An 18,316-nucleotide genomic window follows, 5' to 3' on the forward strand; every position below is an offset into this window, starting at 1 on the left:
CTTCAAATCGACCTTTAGTAATAATTTAGTTGTAAAAAATAATTTTTCGTGCTTTCAAGAATTTTCATTCAGAATTTTGCATTAATTGACACTCTTGAGATTGATCTCAGGAAAGGTCTTCAGGTCATAACTGGAGAAACCGGTGCAGGAAAATCCATCATTCTTGGTGCGCTTCGTCTGATAATGGGCGAAAGAGCCGACGCCAAATCCTTTACAAAGTCTGATGCGAAAAGCATTGTAGAAACCGAATTCCAAATCACCGAAAATTTCCGAGATTTCTTTGAAGAAAAAGATCTGGATTTTGAAGAACAGACGATCATTAGAAGAGAAATTTCGTCTGGCGGAAAATCCCGAGCCTTCATCAATGATGTTCCTGTGACTTTGGATGTTTTGAAGGAATTATCTTCAAGATTGATAGACATTCATTCACAATTCGAAACGTCTGACCTTTTTACCGAGCAATTCCAATTTGGAATCTTGGACGGCTTGGCAAAAAATAAATCGTTACTTTCTGATTATCAAAAACATTACGTTGGTTATCAGACAACGAAGAGAGAAATTGAACAACTGAAATCTGCACTTGCAGAAAATAACAAGGAATCTGATTATAAAAATTTTCTTCTCGCAGAGTTGGAAGAAATGCAATTGGACGATTTGGATTTTGAAGAAATTCAGAATCAACTCAATACGCAGGAAAATGCAGGGCAAATCAGCGAATATCTTTCAGAAATCTTATCAAAACTAAATCAGGAAGATTTCGGAATCTTATCGGGACTTTTTGAAGTTAAAAATAAAATCGCCAAACTTTCAGAGCTTTCTTCCGAATACCAGGATCTCAGCGAACGATTGGAAACGTCTTATCTTGAACTGAAAGACATCAATATTGAAATAGAAAACAAGGCAGAAAATCTGGAAATTGACCCGAATCTTTTGCAAGCCTTATTGACGACTGTCAACCGATTGAATTCGCTTTTCCTGAAACATCAGGTGAATGACATTGACGGACTTTTGTCAATCCGAGAAGAATTATCAGCAAGCCAAAACTCTTTGGAAACGATTGAAAATCAAATCGAAGAAAAAGAAAAAAACCTTAAACTGATTGAAAAAGAACTTCAAACTTTCAGTCAGCAATTAGCTGAAAACAGGAAGAAATTCTCCGGGAATCTGGAAAATCAAGCTAAAGAAATCTTCTCAAAACTCGGTTTGGAAAAAGCAATTCTGAAAATTGATTTGGCGGATTCTCAATCATATAATCTTCACGGAAAAAATAATATCCAAATCCTTTTCCAAGCAAATTCTGGTTTTCCATTGAAACCCATCCAAAGCGCTGTTTCCGGCGGAGAAAGATCCCGAGTAATGCTCGCCATCAAAAAAATAATGGCGGAGAATAATGATCTTCCAACTCTTATTCTGGACGAAATCGACACAGGCGTTTCCGGAAGGATTGCCGAGGAAATGGGGAAACTGATGCAGGAGATGTCTCAAGATCTTCAACTCATCGTCATCACACACCTTGCACAAGTCGCGGCAAAAGGAAATGAGAATTACAAAGTGGTGAAATTTGATGAAAACGGAATCACCAAAACCACCATCGTCAAACTTTCCGACGACGAAAAACTCAATGAAATTGCGCAATTGATTTCCGGTTCCAGAATTACAGAAGCAGCGATTTCGCAGGCCAAAGAGTTAATCGGCTGAGAATGAAAAAGCTTTTACTGCAAATCCTGCAATAAAAGCTTTTTTAAAAGTTAAAAAAATTCTCTTATTAATATTCAGTTTAACAATAAAAAATCAGGAAAATTAATTGGATTGGAAATCCAAACTGGATATTAATCTCCGTTCAGTTTTAGAAGCGGGTCGATATATTGTCTGTCGTTGCTCAATCTTGGAACTTTATTTTGTCCACCTAATTTCCCGCGGCTAGCCATCCATTCGTAGAACAGATTGGGTTTTGCGGAATGGATTATTGGACTTTTTAATGTGATATCGTTGTATCGTTTTGCTTCGTAATCGGAATTCAGCGTTTTCAGGGATCTATCAAAAACCTCTGCGAATTCGTTCATACAACTCGGCTGTTTGGTAAATTCGAAGATCCATTCGTGACAGCCTTTGTTTTTACTGGTCATAAAAACCGGAGCGCCAGTATAATCAGAAACGCTTGCATCCAGATGTTCACAGGCAATCTTGAGGGCAGTTTCAACATTATCAATCATTAATTCTTCTCCAAAAGCATTGATGTAATGTTTTGTCCTGCCGGAAATTTTTATTCGATAAGGATTTACAGAAGTAAATTTGACGGTGTCACCAATTAAATATCGCCAGAGTCCTCCGTTTGTAGTAATGACAACAGCATAATTCTTATCGATCTCAACCTCAGAAATAGGAATTGCTTCTCTGATTCCTGCATAATAAAGATCCATGGGGATGAACTCATAGAAAATCCCATAATCCAGCATCAGCAGCATTTCGTCACTCCCGGCCTGATCCTGGATTGCAAAAAATCCTTCAGAGGCATTGTAAATTTCGTAGTATCTGATGTTCTTTCCTAAAATCTCCGTGTATTGATTCTTATAAGGCTTGAAGCTGATGCCGCCGTGAAAGAAGACTTCCAGATTCGGCCATAATTCTGAGATAAAATCCTTTCCTGTTTCCTGCAGAGTTTTTTGCAGAAGAACCATCATCCAACTCGGAACGCCGGTAAGACTTCCTACATCTTCGTCCTTTACTTCGCTGATAATGGCTTTCATTTTGGTTTCCCATTCAGACATCAGGGATGTTTTTTTGCTTGGCGTATTGATGATCTCTACCCAGAATGGCAGATTGTCTATCAATATTGCGGACAAATCTCCGAACTTTGTGTTGAAGTCCTGATACATCTCCGCACTTCCGCCCAGACGCAAATTTTTGTGCTGAAAGAGTTCGCTTTCCGGATGATTGTTGACATAGATAGAAATGAGATCTTTGCCAGCCTTGTAATGGCAATCTTCCAGACTTTCTGCGGTAATGGGAATGTATTTGCTTTTGGCATTGGTCGTCCCGGAAGATTTTGCAAATTGCTTAATAACACCTGGCCAAAATATGTCTTTCTGCCCTTGTCGCGCTTTTTCTATGTAGGGTTCGAAGTCTTCGTAGCAAACGATTGGAACTTTTTTGCGGAAATCTTTGTAATTTGAAATTGAGCTGAAACCGTACTTCATTCCATATTCTGTCTCTTCAGCATGAAAAAGCTGGGAAAAGAGCAATCCTTCCTGCGTTTCCACAGGATATTTTATGAAATGTTCTATCTGATCTATCCGTTGGCGGATAAACCAATTGACGACAGAATTAAAAAGTGCTTTGGTTGCCATTCTTCACAAATATAACAAATTTTGAGAATGGAAAATGATTTGATTTTTGTTTTTGAAAATCTTGTGTTTTTTCGCAATTATTCCTAAAATGTGAGCTATTTTATAAATATTCTGCTATTAAGCTGCGGTTGTGAGTTTTATTAATTTTTTATGGCAGCTTTTCCGCCTTCCGCTCCCAATCTTTTTTGCAGACGATTTCAGTTTAAATAGAATTTGAAGTCAAAGCAAAAAAGGATTTCCGCTCAAGTCGGGCTGCAGATTCAACACAGAACAACAGTCAACATAAAAAATAATTTTGTCATTCCGGATGAATCCAAAAGGGTTTTGTATAGATTCCTATTTAAAGAATAAAGTATGTAAAAGTTAACTGTTTTTTTTACAACAATTTCTGGATTTTAGTTTCCATCTTACTCATAATTATTTCATATGCTTTTTCATTTTCTTTACCAGGTAATCCGTCTTCAATATAAATTAAGTTCTGATTTTTATCCAAAAGAAATGATTTTGGGTAGCCACTAATTCCATAAGAATCAATTAGTTTTTGCTGATGAGGAACGTGAGCAAATTTAAAATCATACTTTGTCAAAAATTTCACAACTTGTTCTTTTGTATTGAAAGTAATCGAAATAAAGTTGATTTTATTATTGTACTTTTCTTTCAATTCATTCAAAGCTGGCATTTCCTCGATGCAAGGTGGGCAACTGGTAAACCAGAAATTAATAAAAGTTGGTTTGCTTAAGTCTAACTTTTGTCTGTCATCTGGATTGAGAAACTCTAAATTATCAATAACGAATTTTTTGTTTTTAAATTTATTTAATCTTTCTTTTTCCAATTTTAGTTCCAGGGGAAGCATATTAAAATCGAAAGAATACACGATGCTATCTTTATTGGATCTCTTTAAAGCTAAGTCTTCTTCAAAATCGAAATCTTTGCCAAGTTGTTTGTGTATATCTTTTAGTTTATATTGTTTTTCTTTGTCATAAGCCTTTTTGTCAAGAATTTTTCCATTCTTATCCTGATAATATTTTGTTTGAGAAAGGGCTAGAAATGATATTATAATACTTAAAATGGTTAGTGTTTTTTTCATGTCGTTTTTAGAATTTTGAATTGTACTCTCAAATTTACAAAATTTCCACCCACAACCCAACCTTCCCCGCCTTTCCACTTGCCATTCAACAAAAACTTAGTATTTTTGAGACAATTAAAAATAGAAAACCTTTATGAGCATCAAATCTCCAAAGGTTCACAAAAATAATTCTATGAAAAAAACTGCCTACTCTTTAGTCTTTACTCTTTGTTCTTTATTCTCTTTCGCGCAGCAAAACGCTTACTCCCAGCAATATGCAAAATATAAAATGGATATTGATGTAGATGCTGCCAACTTCACTTACCAAGGGAAACAGACTTTGCAATATCAAAATAATTCTCCGGACGAGCTGAGAGTTGCCTATTTTCATTTGTATTGGAACGCCTTCAAAGCAGGTTCTATGATGGACCAGCGTGTGGCGGGTCAAGGTGTGAATGCTGACAGCAGATTGGCAAAAAGAGTCGGAAATACAATGGTTTCCAGATTATCCGAGATTCCGAAGAATGAAGAAGGCGCGCAAAATATCCGTTGGATAAAGCAGAACGGAAAAGATTTGAAATTTGAGGTTCAGGGGACGATAATGAAAGTTTATTTGGCTGAAGCTATCAAACCAAATTCTTCTACCACTTTCACAATGGAATGGGACGCTGTCATCCCGATGCAGATCCGAAGAAGCGGCCGAAACAACCGCGAAGGCATCGATATGACAATGAGCCAATGGTATCCGAAAATAGCTGAATATGATTATGACGGCTGGGCTGCTTTTGATTACATCGGAAGAGAATTCCACGCTCCGTTTTCTGACTATGAAGTAAATATTAAAATCGACAAAGATTATGTCATCGGAGCCGGCGGAAATCTGGAAAACCCGGCGGAAGTAAAAGGTTACGACAGCAATGCAACAATTAAACAAGATATTTCCAACAAAGTGACGTGGAAATGGACAGCAAAAAATATCCTTGATTTTGCCTGGGCAGCGGACAGAGATTATACTGTAGAAAGTTTTCCTATTCTAGATGGACCAAAGGTTTTCTTAGTTTATCAAAAATCGGAAAAGACAAAATATTGGTCAGAAATGAAACCATACATCACAAAATACTACCAGTTGATGAATGCTACTTTCGGACGTTATAAATGGCCGAGCTATTCCTTCATCCAGGGTGGCGATGGTGGAATGGAGTACGGAATGTGCACCATGATTCTGGGAGAATCTACAAGTCTGGAAGGTCTTAGCGGATTGATGTTCCATGAAGGTGCGCACTCTTGGTTTCAGCAGATGCTCGCAACCAACGAAAGTGTAAGGCCTTGGATGGACGAAGGTTTCACGCAGTATGCAGAAGATTTCGTCTCTTACAGACTGTTCCCTCCAAAAGAAGCTAAACCAAATCCTTTTGCAGACGCTATCCGCGCTTATGTCAATTTCACAAAATCTGGGAAAGAAGAACCTGCGGTTTGGTTAGCAGACCACCACGACAACGGAACGGCTTATACTTATGCAAGTTACATCAAAGGCGAAATGTTTTTGGTGCAGTTGGGTTACATCGTTGGGGAAGAAAATCTCAATCGAATTATGCTGAAATATTACGACGAATGGGCAATGAAGCATCCAACGGAAAGAGATTTTATCCACATCGCTCAGCAAATTACCGGAATGGATTTGAAATGGTTTCAGCATTATTGGATCAACACGACAAAAACAATCGATTACGGCATCAAAAATGTGAAATATGATCCGGAATCTACTACAATCACTTTGGTAAATAAGGGTGGCGTTCCAATGCCAATCGACTTCAGTGTTTTGACTAAGGATAAAAAGGTTGTTAATTATAATATCCCATTAAGTCTTACCAGAACCTGGAAAACAAAAGATATCTACGGACCGTTTAAAACTTTGCCATATTGGGCGTGGACGCAGCAGGAATACAGTTTCACGATTCCTTATACCAAAGCACAGTTGTCGGCAATTGGAATTGATTTCAGTCAGCGTCTCGCAGATGTGAATCCTGAGGATAATTATTTGGAAGTGAAGTAAGGAGAACAAAAGAATAAAGGCAAAAGATTAAGGTTAGAGAATGTTTGGAGGATTTAACACACGTAGCCTCCGGATTTCAAGAAAAACCCGTAATTAAACAAAAACTAAGGTCTTTGAACCAAGTAAGTTGGTTGTTTTAACCAATTAACTTGGTCATCTTAACCAAATAAGTTGGTTGTTTTAACCAGTAAGATTAGTCTTTTAAAAAATTAACTTGGTCATCTTAACCAAGTAAGTTGGTTGTTTTAACCAATAGAATTAGTCTTTTAATTATGTAAGTTGGTCTTTTTAACCAATAGTATTGGGTATGTGAACCAACAAGCTTAGGTATTTTGACCAATAAAGCTCTGATTTAATAATAGAAATAGGTAATCATATAGCATCATAATGAATTCCATCGTAATCAATATAGGCAATACCAACATTCGTTTCGGACTGTTTGATGATGACAATTGTGACATCTCGTGGGTCATAAATACAAAACCTTACAAAACGACGGACGAATTGTATGTTCAGATTTTAATGCTGTACCAAACCTATAAAATTGATCCTCAGAATATTGATAAAGTGATCATTGGTTCGGTTGTGCCCCAGTTAACGAAAGTCGTGAGCAGCGGAATCAAAAAGATTCATAACAAAGTTCCGATCATCGTTGACAGGAATACGCCTTCCGGTGTGATCCCGAAGTCCAAACAAATGGGAACGGATATCTACGCCAACTTAGTGGCTGCACACAATCTCTATCCCGGAAAAAAGAAAATCATTATCGATTTTGGCACAGCGCTTACGGCAAGTTGTCTGGATGAGAATGGAGAGACTTTGGGTGTTATCATCGCTCCCGGAATTATCACTTCATTAAATAGTTTGATTCACGACACAGCTCAGCTTCCGGAAATCGAATTGGTAAAACCAAAGACTGTTCTTGGGCTGGACACCGTGACGTGTATGCAAAGCGGAATGGTGTACGGTTATCTTGGAATGGTGGAAGGTTTTATAGATCGAATTAATGGTGAGGTGAATGATGACTGTTTCGTCATTGCAACCGGTGGTGTGAGCCACGTTTACAAACCTTTGACAGACAAAATCAACATCGGCGACAGACTTCACACTTTGAAAGGATTGTATTTTCTTGGAAAGGAATTGTAACTATCTTTTATTCCTGAAAAAATCTTTTACAATCTGAGAACATTCGTTTTCCATGATTCCTGTTACGACTTCTGTTTTTGGATGGAGTGATAAACCTTTGTGAATAAAACCTCTTTGCTCATCCCTCGCACCAATCACAACTTTTGAAATTTGTGACCAGCTCAAAGCACCTGCACACATCACGCAAGGTTCCAAAGTAACATACATCTTACAATTCTGTAGATATTTCCCGCCAAGATAATTGGCTCCGGAAGTGATGGCCTGCATTTCTGCGTGCGCGGTAACATCATTCAAAGTTTCCGTAAGATTATGAGATTTTGCAATGACTCTGTTGTTGGAAACTATGACGCAGCCAATCGGAACTTCATCTTTTTCCAAAGCCATTTGAGCCTCGTGAAAAGCCATTTTCATAAAATATTCGTCGGTGAACATAACGCAAAAAAGTTTAGCACAAAACTAAACCTTTTTATTCATTAATGATAAAATCTATGTTCTAGAAACGATATCCAATTCCCAGCATTCCTTTACCGGTAAGATTATCGCCGTCATAGAAATCGATGTTGTTTTTACTGCCTCCAAATCTTCTTGCAAGTCCTCCGCTCACTTCAAAAACGATATTGTTTCTGGTAATCCATTTACCACCAAGCCCAATTCCGATTCCAACGGTTGTTCTTCTTATTTCTTCCGAGTAAGTATATGGAGCAGAGTTGGTGTAGGTGTAATAATAATCTGTTGTAGATGTGATTGGAACAAAGCCTTCTACAAAAAAACCGGCGGCATATTTTTTCCCGAAATACATTCTGTAGTAAGGTGAAATTTGGGTAAATCCTGTGTCGTCGAAGTCATCATTATTTCCGAAATAAAACATTCCATTGACTCCGACTCCCATATTTTCCGAGATCAGTCTTTCGTAAGAAATATTAAGGAGAGGAGTGGCGATCAGTTCTATAGGGCTGATCATCACATCATTTTTTCGTTCAGAAGTTGAGTTGGGATTTTCAGTTTGTGCACTGATTCCGGTTATGCCTAAAATTGCCAGGGCAAGAAGGCTAATGGTTTTTTTCATGAATGTTATTAGTTTTTTAAGATTGTATATTGTTTAAAATCTTAGTTTGTGAATATTTAGACAGGGGTCTTTTCCAATTTTGTCATATCTGCGATGCTTGTGTCCAAAATAGGAAGCATATTATCACGAACGTTGATTAATAATTTTCTAATACTGCAAGTGGCTTCATCTGTACAATCGGCGCACTTTTCATAAAAATTGAGAGATGCACAAGGTAACATCGCTACTGGTCCGTCTACAATTCTAATCACATCCAGAACTTTGATGTCGGCAGGATCTTTCATAAAAGTGTAACCACCTTCTGCGCCGCGTTCGCTTTTAAGAATTTTGTTCTGTTTCAGTTCACGAAGGATTTGCTCCAAGAATTTGAGCGGAATACGTTCATTCTCTGATATTTTTTTAGCAGAAAATAGGGAAGCATTGTTTGTCCTGTTCAGGAAAAGCAAAGTTTTGATGGCGTATTTGACTCTTTTTGAAAGCATAGTGTAAAAATAATCAAAATTTTATAACTCGGAAATAATATTAATTTCTAATAAAAAAAGCCGCCTCGTTTTTCCAAACAAGACGGCTATATTAATTATTATTTTTCCTTATGGGAACTTAACGCCTGAATAAGAGTTAGGGCTTATCATTGGAAGATTTGACCTATACTTCATGTTGATTGCTTTCAAAAACTCGTTTGCAATGATTGCATATCCTCTTCCGGTTGGATGTACACCATCTAGAGAGAATGCTCCTCCTGTTACAAATTTTGCGGTGTATTTAACACCGTCCCATTGTATTCCGGATGCAGAATTTAGTTCTATCATTTTGGATTTTGAGTCTACCAATGCCAACCCATAAGCTGATGCTAAGCTTGTAATAGAAGCATTATAAGCGTCTGTAGCAGCTGTGACCAATGCAGATTCTGTTTTAGTTAAAACGTATTGGTTATCTAGCGGAAAAGATACGCCATATACATTTATACTGGCAGGTGCATTAGGATTTGTTTTTGCTATAATAGTATTTGCAGGTAACAATATAAAGTCTTCAGAAGTTGCTTGTCTCGCCTGACCATAGATTTGTCCAAAAGCCGCTGCTGTAGCTGCACCTAAAGAAGGAGTCAAAGCAGCAGTTAACTGAGCCGACAAATTCGTAAGCGAAGTATCCTTAATCAATAAAGGATTTGCGGAAGTAGAAGATAATAAGTTAATTCTTGTTCCTGCCCCAAAAGCTGTTAAAGCCTGTTTAAGAGGACCATATAAACCTGAATTCAAAGCTGTAAGGTTTGCGCCTAAAGCAGCTGGTGTCAATGGATTATAAGGTACAGTCGTAAAATAAGGAACAGAAGAAACATAAGGAATATTAGAAATCGCTCCTTTGGTTGTGCCAACAGATTTTAATCCGTCAAGAACTCCTTTTATAGAAGCAGCAACAACATTCGGATCAGAAATATCGTTGGATCCATAAGTTGCTGGATTTGTATTTCCTTTTTGATCTACACCGCTTCCTCCACTTGTAGCATAACTTAGGACATCATTTGCACCAATCCAAAGAGAGAAAAAGGTTGGTTTTTGAGCCATTGCGTCTGCTAGAACCGTTGTTGAAGCAGAAGTTGCAAATCTTACAAAATAAGGATTAGCTCGTCCTAAAGATAGGTTTGCAGCACTTCCGTATCCAGGTGTAACCAGATGAAATGATTTTGCTCCGGGAACCCCCATATTTTGATATGGTCCACCTGAAGTTACATTGTCTAATGCAGCTGCGGGCGCAGAGTAAACCGGACTAAGCGCGCCATTTGAAACCTGTAATGTTAGTTTACCAGGATATAATATGTTTCCGTTGGCATCTTTCAAATCATTAAAACCTCCAACATCATTTGGCATCATAGGTTGTTTGAATTCACCGCCACCAGCAAGTTTCATTTGAGTAGCAAGCATCAGGGGATAAGATTCATTTTGTCCGCTGGAATATAATGTTCCGTCTCTGTATCCTGATGTCAAAGAGTTACCCAAAGCTACATATTTGGAGAAGTTAGCTTCTCCGGAAGTTACAACAACATCTTCTGTACTGTTATCGAAATCTGTCTGACAGCTTACCGCGAATAAAAGTGAAGCTGCTATAATTGATAAAAATATCTTTTTCATAATTAGTTCTATTTTTTAAAATGCGTTGTAAGATAATCCTAAACCAAAGTAAAATACTTTTGCCTTAGCCTGTCCGTAAAAACTGTTATAAGCATTATTAACTTTTCTGCTTTCCGGCATTGCATAAGCACCAGAAATATCTACACCCAATTTATTAAACTTAAGTCCAACTCCGGCGGTAATTACGTAATTGTCAAAAGACGGCGTTTCCGGGATGAAGTTTTCATCGGAATATGGAGACTCATCATAATACCAACCTGCTCTTGCAGCTATCATATCCGTAACCATATATTGTGTTCCTACGCGGAAAGTCTTGGCGTTTTTAAAGTTTTTAGGAGCTACCAATATTGTAGGATCTGCCTGATTACCAACCGGCGCATTAGCAAAATCCAAAGTCAGCTTATTATATCTTTCCCATCCGTGATAATTAAAATCTGCAGAAACCAACCACTTAGGCGTCACTTTGTAAGTTGCACCCAAAGTAATCTCATCTACCAAAGGCAAAGTCGCTTTGAAGGTATCTACTCCGCCAGTTGCTGCCAAACCAATATTAGGATATAATGCAGAAGAAACATTGAAAGTCGCTTTACCGTTTTCAGCCTTCATATCTACAGGAGAACGGTAAGCTACACTCACATCCCATTTACTATCCGGCTGGAAGTAGAAACCAAATCCAAAACCGTGACCTGTCGCTTCGTCATCCAGTAAGTTAAGAGATCCTCCAAGCTGAGTTACGCGTTTTGTCCAATCTACTTTCCCCCTTGCATAGATATAGCTAGCCCCAAAAGAAGCCCAAGGTGCTAATTTTACAGAAACCATTGGTTGGAAGAAGAAACTCTTCAGTTCTAGTTTCTCTACCATTTCTGCACCTTCCCATCCAGATGGCCATTCTATCGTGCTGCCGAATGGTGTTGTAATACTTAGTCCCACTGAAAGTTTGTCTACAATCTTATAAGCAGCGGCAAAATAAAATGGTGTTCCTAATGGATTATCTGTTTCGGTTTGCTTTAAAGTACTTGTATTTTGGAAAGTGATTTGATTTGAAACTCCAAAACCGCCCGCAACAACACTTACTTTGTTAGGAATAAAAGAAATACCTGCAGGGTTGAAAAATGCAATACTTGCATCCTCCGCGTGAGCACTCGTATGAGCCATCGCTAACTGCTTTACGCCCTGAAGAGATACCCGGAAACCTCCTGCGTATGCCATTACACCGGCTGCTAAGGCCGCAGTCATTAAAATTCTTTTCATATGATTATTATTAATGTTCCAAATTTATAATTATTTTGATAACAATTATAAAAAAACACAAAAAATGTTAAACATTGCTATTCTAAGAATAATTGTTTGATTTTGATAGATAATTAATTGTTTGATTAGTAGTTGTTTATGTTAATTATCATTTTTTTTTATGTTTCAGTTTAATTTTAAACAAGGCATCCTAAAACATCCTAAAACGGTTAAATCCATTTTAAGTATATCATAAAATTTGTGTTTATAATTTAATTATTTATCAATATTAATCGTGTATTAACTTAAAATTAACAAAAAAGTATTTTTAAAAAATATATTCGTCAAGCTTAAATAAAATTTATATTAACTTTGCAATCAGACATAAAAAAAATAAAATATGAGTTGTGGATGCAAAACATCCGGCGATTCTTCCCACTCTTGCGGTACGAAGAGTGCCAGTGGGTGCAGTAGTGTAGATACTTGTGGCAATAGTTATAAATTAAGTGTTTTTGACTGGCTTTCCGATGTTAATCCTTCGGGTTCAAAAAGTTCAGAATATGTGGAAGTTCGTTTTAAAAATGAACGTAAATTATATTATAGAAACGTCAACAACCTGCCTTTACATATAGGAAGTATCATTGCTGTAGAATCCAGCCCGGGTCACGATATAGGTGTAGTAAGTCTTTCTGGGGAACTCGTGAAGATCCAGATGAAGAAGAAAAATGTACACGAAGATAGCATACAAAAAGTCTATCGCCTTGCAAATCAAAAGGATGTAGAAACCTGGCAAGATCTTAGAAATAAGGAAAATGCCATCAAAGTTGATGCCCGTAAAATTGCTTACGGTCTCAACCTCGAAATGAAGATCACAGATGTTGAATATCAGGGAGATGGATCAAAAGTAACTTTTTATTACACAGCAGATAATCGAATAGATTTCCGTGTATTAATTAAAGAATATGCGTCAACTTTCCGGACTAAGATTGATATGAAGCAAATCGGATTCCGTCAGGAATCTGCAAAAGTTGGTGGTATTGGATCTTGTGGTCGTGAACTTTGTTGTTCTACCTGGCTTACGGATTTCCGTTCTGTAAATACCAATGCAGCGAGATACCAGCAGTTGAGCATCAATCCTCAGAAATTAGCAGGACAATGTGGTAAACTGAAATGTTGTCTTAATTATGAATTGGATACGTACCTCGATGTTTTGAGAGATTTCCCATCATCCAGTACAGTGCTGAATACGGAAAAAGGAAGAGCATTCTGTATCAAAATCGATGTTTTCAAAAAGAAAATGTGGTTTGCGTATGTGGAAAACTCGATGGCTTGGTACGATATCGATATCTATGAAGTTCAAAAGATGATTGCCATCAATAAAAAAGGCGAGAAATCTAAGGCTCTGGAAGACGTCAAAGTCATTGAAAATCGTATGGTTACTTCTGATTTGATTCAGGAAAACAGCGTTGACCGATTCGAAAAGAAAAATAGAAAACCAAGACCGAACAACAATAGCAACAGGGACAGAAATCCTAAACAACAGGAAAACAGAACTGCAAGACCACAATCGGAAAATAAAAATCCAAGACAGGTGGACAACAGAAACCGTCCGAATGATCAAAAGCCGGTAGAAAATAAAACTGCGGAATTAAAAGTTCAGTCGACTAATAATCAAGGTTCTGGCAATAAAAATCCAAGACAAACGGATAACAGGAATCGTCCAAACGAACAAAGACCAGTAGAAAATAAAGTAGCTGCGCCGAATGTTCAGACTACAGATGGTCAGCCTGCGGAAAATAAAACGCACAAAAAACCGTTCAAAAAACCGAAAAAGAAATTTCCGCCGAAAAATGAAGGTAATGCTTAGATCGATTGTTATTTTTATATTATTTTTATCCGTGATATCCTGTCAAAACGAAAATGAAAAAGTTTTGGTAAACGACATCAATAATCAGTGGAAAAAGAATGACGTTCAAACATTTGATTTTGATATTAAAGATGCTCAGAATCAGAAGAATCTAATGATAGTCGTTCGGAATAATAATGATTATCCGTACAGTAATCTCCGGCTGATCGCGAGTCTTGAAAATAATAAAAAAAAGATCTCAACCGATACGCTTAATTTTGTGTTAGCAAAACCAAATGGAGAATGGATAGGAACAGGTTTCGGAGATACGAAAGAGATTGTTTTTCAATATAAACTCAATTATAAATTTCCGCAAAACGGTAAATATTCTTTCAAAGTGATTCAGGCAATGAGGAAGAATGTTTTGCCGGGAATAGAAGATATAGGAATTAAAATTCAAAACTTAAAGCCATAATTTATTAATGGAAAATAAGAAAACTGAACATAAAACTTTTCCTCTGCCAGACAAGAAAAAAGCAAAATCCGGAATCAAAAAATGGATTAAGATCATTTGGATTGGATTTTTCGCTGTAGTTTTAGGAATTTCCGGATTGTTTTTTGCCGTTTCCCAAGGATTTGTGGGTGATATGCCGGACGTAAAGGAATTGGAAAATCCTGATATCTACGTTGCATCAGAGATATACTCATCAGACAATGTTCTATTAGGAAAATTTGAAAAAGAAAAGACCAAACCGGTGACTTACAAGCAGTTACCGCCATATTTGGTGTATGCATTGCAGGCAAAAGAGGATGAGCGTTTCAAGGAACATTCCGGAATAGATCTCAAGTCTATTGCCAGAGCCATCAGATACGGAGGCGAAAGAGGCGGAGGTTCTACCATTACGCAGCAGCTTGCCAAATTATTGTTTACCGGGAATGCTTCTCAAAACAGGATAGAAAGAATTTTTCAGAAACTGAAGGAATGGAGCGTTGCCGTAAGTCTAGAAAAACGCTATACCAAAGAGGAAATAATTGCATTATACTTCAACAAAATGGATTTCCTCTTCAATGCGAAAGGAATCGAAATGGCATCCAGGGTTTATTTTAATAAATCTGTCAATCAATTGACTTTGCCGGAAGCGGCCACTTTTGTTGCAATGTTGGAAGCGCCGAGGAGAAATAATCCTTACAGAAATCCGGAAAAGGCAAAAGTGAGAAGAGATGTAGTCTTGAAACAAATGCTGGAAACTGGATACATCGATAATTCTACTTATGAAAAAGCTTTTTCCACACCAATTGTTGTAGATTTCCATGAAATAGAAACAGTAGAGGATGGATTCTCATCGTATTATAAATTTTATCTGAGAAAAGAAATTCAACAATATCTTGAAACTTACGAAAAGGAAACAGGAAAAGAGCTGAATCTTTACAAAAATGGATTAAAGATTTATGTAACGTTAGATTCAAGAATGCAAAAATATGCTGAAGAGGCAATCAAAGAACATTTGACAGATCTTCAGAGAAGTTTTGATGGCGAAATGAGACGTAATTCAAACAGACCGTATTATTTCCTTTCAAAACCTGATATTAATAAGCTGATGATGTCTTCTGTACGAAGAACAGGCAGATACAAACAGCTGAAGGCCGAAGGAATGTCTGAGGATTCTATTATGCTGGATTTCCACAAACCTGTGAAAATGTCAAGATTTACCTGGCAAGGTGAGGAGGAAGTAGAGATGTCGCCTTGGGATTCTATCCGTTATCACAAGCAGATTGCACAGGCCGGACTGATGTCTATGGAACCTGCGACAGGTGATATCAAAGCTTGGGTCGGCGGTATCAACTGGCAGCATTTCCAGTACGATCATGTGAAACAAGGGAAACGTCAGGTAGGATCTACCTTCAAACCTTTTGTTTATGCCACGGCCATTATGCATCTTGGGATGACGCCATGTTCTACGGTTTCCAACGCAAGTTTTAATAAAGGAACTTACCACGTTCCGGGAAGAGGCGGAATGCTGACACTTAAAAATGCGTTAGCTCAATCTCAAAACCCCGTAGCGTTACGTTTGGCAGAGATGTCTGGAACGCAAAACGTCATACAAACCGCAAGAGATCTTGGGGTAACAACCGATATTTCCACCAGTTTGCCCATGGCATTGGGAACTTCAGATATTACGATTTATGAAATGTTGGGTGCTTACAGTACTTTCGCTAATTTCGGGAATTACACAAAACCTGAAATGATCTGGAGAATTGAAGATGCCAACGGACGTGTGATCAAAGAAGTAAAACCAGTCGTAAAAGAGGTGATGAACGAGATGTATGCCTACACAATGATCGATCTGATGAAAGGTGTAGCAGAATTCGGAACCGCTTCCGGCGAGTTGAGAAGACGCGGAATTCCGGCAACTGTAGAGATAGCAGGTAAAACAGGAACCACGCAGAACAACTCAGACGGTTGGTTTATGGGAATTGTTCCGAAACTTGCAACCGGAGTCTGGGTAGGATGGGAAGACAGAGCAACCCACTTCTGGAGTACAGGAGAAGGACAGGGAGCAAAAATGGGACTTCCGATCTGGGCAATTTTTATGAAAAAAGTATTTGCAGACAAAGCTTTGAATATCCTTACAGATGATAAGTTTATAAAACCTGCGAACTGGACAGGTAGTTGTTCGGATCTTAATAACCTTAGAAATGGATACGGCGATGATGGCGGATTGCAGTCAATAGACGAGCTCAAAAATCCGACACAAATCGTACCCGAAAAACCGGTGAAAAAAGAAGACCGTTCCAACGAAGCTCTTAATTCCGGAGAAGATATAGATTTTAATAAATAAAAAATATAACCCACATTTCTGATGTGGGTTTTTTGTAAATATGAAACTCAATCAAATTACTCAGAAATTCACGAAACTCTTTCCCGGAGATTTCTCAGGAAATACAATGCAGAGACAAACGTCGGATGTGATGTTTTGCATTGTGAAACCTGCTGATTTTGAAAGAACAGTATTAATTGATTTTAATGAAAATCTTGCAGAGGAAATAGGTCTTGGAAGAATTGAAAGTCAATTGGATAAAGATTTCCTCGCAGCACAGAATCTTCCGGAAAATGTAGAAACTTATGCCACCGCTTATGCCGGGCATCAATTTGGAAATTGGGCAGGACAATTGGGCGACGGAAGGGCAATTTATGCAGGCGAAATCCCCAATGGAAGCAAACAAACAGAAATCCAATGGAAAGGAGCAGGAGCAACACCATACTCAAGAAGTGCTGATGGTAGAGCGGTTTTACGATCATCAATCCGGGAATATCTGATGAGCGAAGCAATGTTTCATCTCGGCGTTCCAACAACCAGAGCTTTGAGCCTTTCAAAAACGGGCGAAGATGTAATCAGAGATATTCAGTATTCCGGGAATCCGCAAAAGGAGCAAGGTGCAGTTGTCGTGAGAACGGCAGAATCATTTCTTCGTTTTGGTCATTTCGAATTGTTGTCTGCCAGAAAACAAGAGGATTTATTAAAGCAATTAGCTGACTACACAATTGAAAATTTCTTCCCCGAAGTTTCTTCAGAAAATAATCCAAGTAAATATATCGATTGGTTTCAGGCAATTTGCGACAGAACTTTAAAAATGATTATTGATTGGTATCGCGTCGGTTTCGTTCACGGTGTGATGAATACCGATAATATGTCGATTCTTGGATTGACGATAGATTACGGACCGTATTCTATGATGGATGGTTATGATTTGGAATTTACACCAAACACCACAGATTTGCCGGGAAGGCGATATGCTTTTGGGAAACAAGGCCAGATTTCACATTGGAACTTGGCGACTTTGGCGAATGCCATTTTTCCTTTGATCAATGATGCTGATATTTTAGAAAAAATTTTAGATGATTTCAGGAAACAATTTTGGGTAAAACACGACAGGATGTTGGCAGACAAATTTGGTTTCGATGAGGTTTTGGCAGAAGATGAACGCTTTTTCACAGAATGGCAGCAGATGATGCAGGATTTGAATTTGGATTACTCTTTATTTTTCCAACAGCTTGAAAAACAAATTTCTCATATTAAAAGAGATGATTTCAAAGATTCTTTTTACCGAAATCTGACTGAAATTGATTTAAAAAAATTATCATATTTCATCGAAAAATATCAGGCAAGAAAACTTAAAAATAATATTTTAGAAACCGAGTCTCTGGAATTAATGTCCAAAACAAATCCGAAATTCATTCTCAGAAATTATCTTTTGTTCGAAGCAATTCAGGATGCAGAAAATGGGAATTATGAGATGTTCTTCAAGCTGAAAAAAGCTCTAGAAAATTCTTACGAAAACCTGTATCCGGAATTCAATAAAAAACGACCTTCAAAGTATGATAATCAGACGGGGAGTAGTCAGTTGTCTTGTAGTTCTTAGTAGTTATTTATATT

General features: G+C 37.7%; 14 protein-coding genes. 7 read left to right on the top strand and 7 right to left on the bottom strand.

Annotated elements, in window-relative coordinates:
• Positions 1-48 precede the first annotated feature (48 nt).
• Positions 49-1,698 carry a DNA repair protein RecN gene (locus tag OPU68_RS00950; RefSeq protein WP_498472077.1) on the top strand — a complete coding sequence of 550 codons (1,650 nt, stop codon included), beginning with the start codon at positions 49-51 and terminating at the stop codon, positions 1,696-1,698.
• A gap of 131 nt (positions 1,699-1,829) precedes the next feature.
• Here OPU68_RS00950 and OPU68_RS00955 read toward each other — a convergent pair whose 3' ends face one another.
• On the bottom strand, positions 1,830-3,347 hold the full coding sequence (locus OPU68_RS00955; RefSeq protein ID WP_498472078.1) for a GH3 auxin-responsive promoter family protein: 1,518 nt from the start codon (positions 3,345-3,347) through the stop codon (positions 1,830-1,832).
• A 376-nt stretch (positions 3,348-3,723) separates the two neighbouring features.
• Complete coding sequence (locus tag OPU68_RS00960; protein ID WP_498472079.1) at positions 3,724-4,434, bottom strand: TlpA family protein disulfide reductase; 711 nt, start codon at positions 4,432-4,434, stop codon at positions 3,724-3,726.
• 172 nt (positions 4,435-4,606) lie between these two features.
• On the opposite strand from OPU68_RS00960, the gene OPU68_RS00965 reads away from it, so the two are divergent.
• Positions 4,607-6,466 carry a M1 family metallopeptidase gene (locus OPU68_RS00965; protein WP_498472333.1) on the top strand — a complete coding sequence of 620 codons (1,860 nt, stop codon included), beginning with the start codon at positions 4,607-4,609 and terminating at the stop codon, positions 6,464-6,466.
• 387 nt (positions 6,467-6,853) lie between these two features.
• Positions 6,854-7,612, top strand: a complete 759-nt coding sequence (locus OPU68_RS00970; RefSeq protein WP_498472080.1) for a type III pantothenate kinase — start codon at positions 6,854-6,856, stop codon at positions 7,610-7,612.
• Here OPU68_RS00970 and OPU68_RS00975 read toward each other — a convergent pair whose 3' ends face one another.
• The 5 genes from OPU68_RS00975 to OPU68_RS00995 form a co-directional block, all read right to left on the bottom strand.
• Positions 7,613-8,044, bottom strand: a complete 432-nt coding sequence (locus tag OPU68_RS00975) for a nucleoside deaminase (protein WP_498472081.1) — start codon at positions 8,042-8,044, stop codon at positions 7,613-7,615.
• A 61-nt stretch (positions 8,045-8,105) separates the two neighbouring features.
• On the bottom strand, positions 8,106-8,678 hold the full coding sequence (locus OPU68_RS00980; RefSeq protein ID WP_498472083.1) for a hypothetical protein: 573 nt from the start codon (positions 8,676-8,678) through the stop codon (positions 8,106-8,108).
• 56 nt (positions 8,679-8,734) lie between these two features.
• On the bottom strand, positions 8,735-9,160 hold the full coding sequence (locus tag OPU68_RS00985; protein WP_498472084.1) for an RrF2 family transcriptional regulator: 426 nt from the start codon (positions 9,158-9,160) through the stop codon (positions 8,735-8,737).
• 108 nt (positions 9,161-9,268) lie between these two features.
• Entirely contained in the window at positions 9,269-10,804 is a 1,536-nt protein-coding gene (locus tag OPU68_RS00990; RefSeq protein ID WP_498472085.1) for an SGNH/GDSL hydrolase family protein, read from the bottom strand.
• 15 nt (positions 10,805-10,819) lie between these two features.
• Positions 10,820-12,055 carry an OmpP1/FadL family transporter gene (locus tag OPU68_RS00995; protein WP_498472086.1) on the bottom strand — a complete coding sequence of 412 codons (1,236 nt, stop codon included), beginning with the start codon at positions 12,053-12,055 and terminating at the stop codon, positions 10,820-10,822.
• A gap of 379 nt (positions 12,056-12,434) precedes the next feature.
• Between OPU68_RS00995 and OPU68_RS01000 the strand changes: the two genes are divergently transcribed.
• The 4 genes from OPU68_RS01000 to OPU68_RS01015 are packed head-to-tail and all read left to right on the top strand — an operon-like array spanning position 12,435 to position 18,302.
• Positions 12,435-13,901, top strand: a complete 1,467-nt coding sequence (locus OPU68_RS01000; RefSeq protein ID WP_498472087.1) for a PSP1 domain-containing protein — start codon at positions 12,435-12,437, stop codon at positions 13,899-13,901.
• Positions 13,885-14,355, top strand: coding sequence for a gliding motility lipoprotein GldH (locus OPU68_RS01005; protein ID WP_498472088.1), 471 nt, complete (start codon positions 13,885-13,887; stop codon positions 14,353-14,355). The genes OPU68_RS01000 and OPU68_RS01005 overlap by 17 nt, the downstream gene beginning before the upstream one ends.
• 7 nt (positions 14,356-14,362) lie before the next feature.
• Positions 14,363-16,720: a penicillin-binding protein 1A gene (locus tag OPU68_RS01010; RefSeq protein WP_498472090.1), complete on the top strand. Its 2,358-nt coding sequence runs from the start codon at positions 14,363-14,365 to the stop codon at positions 16,718-16,720.
• A gap of 40 nt (positions 16,721-16,760) precedes the next feature.
• On the top strand, positions 16,761-18,302 hold the full coding sequence (locus tag OPU68_RS01015; RefSeq protein WP_498472091.1) for a protein adenylyltransferase SelO: 1,542 nt from the start codon (positions 16,761-16,763) through the stop codon (positions 18,300-18,302).
• Positions 18,303-18,316 lie beyond the last annotated feature (14 nt).

It is taken from the genome of Chryseobacterium sp. TB1-D10, assembly GCF_059803555.1.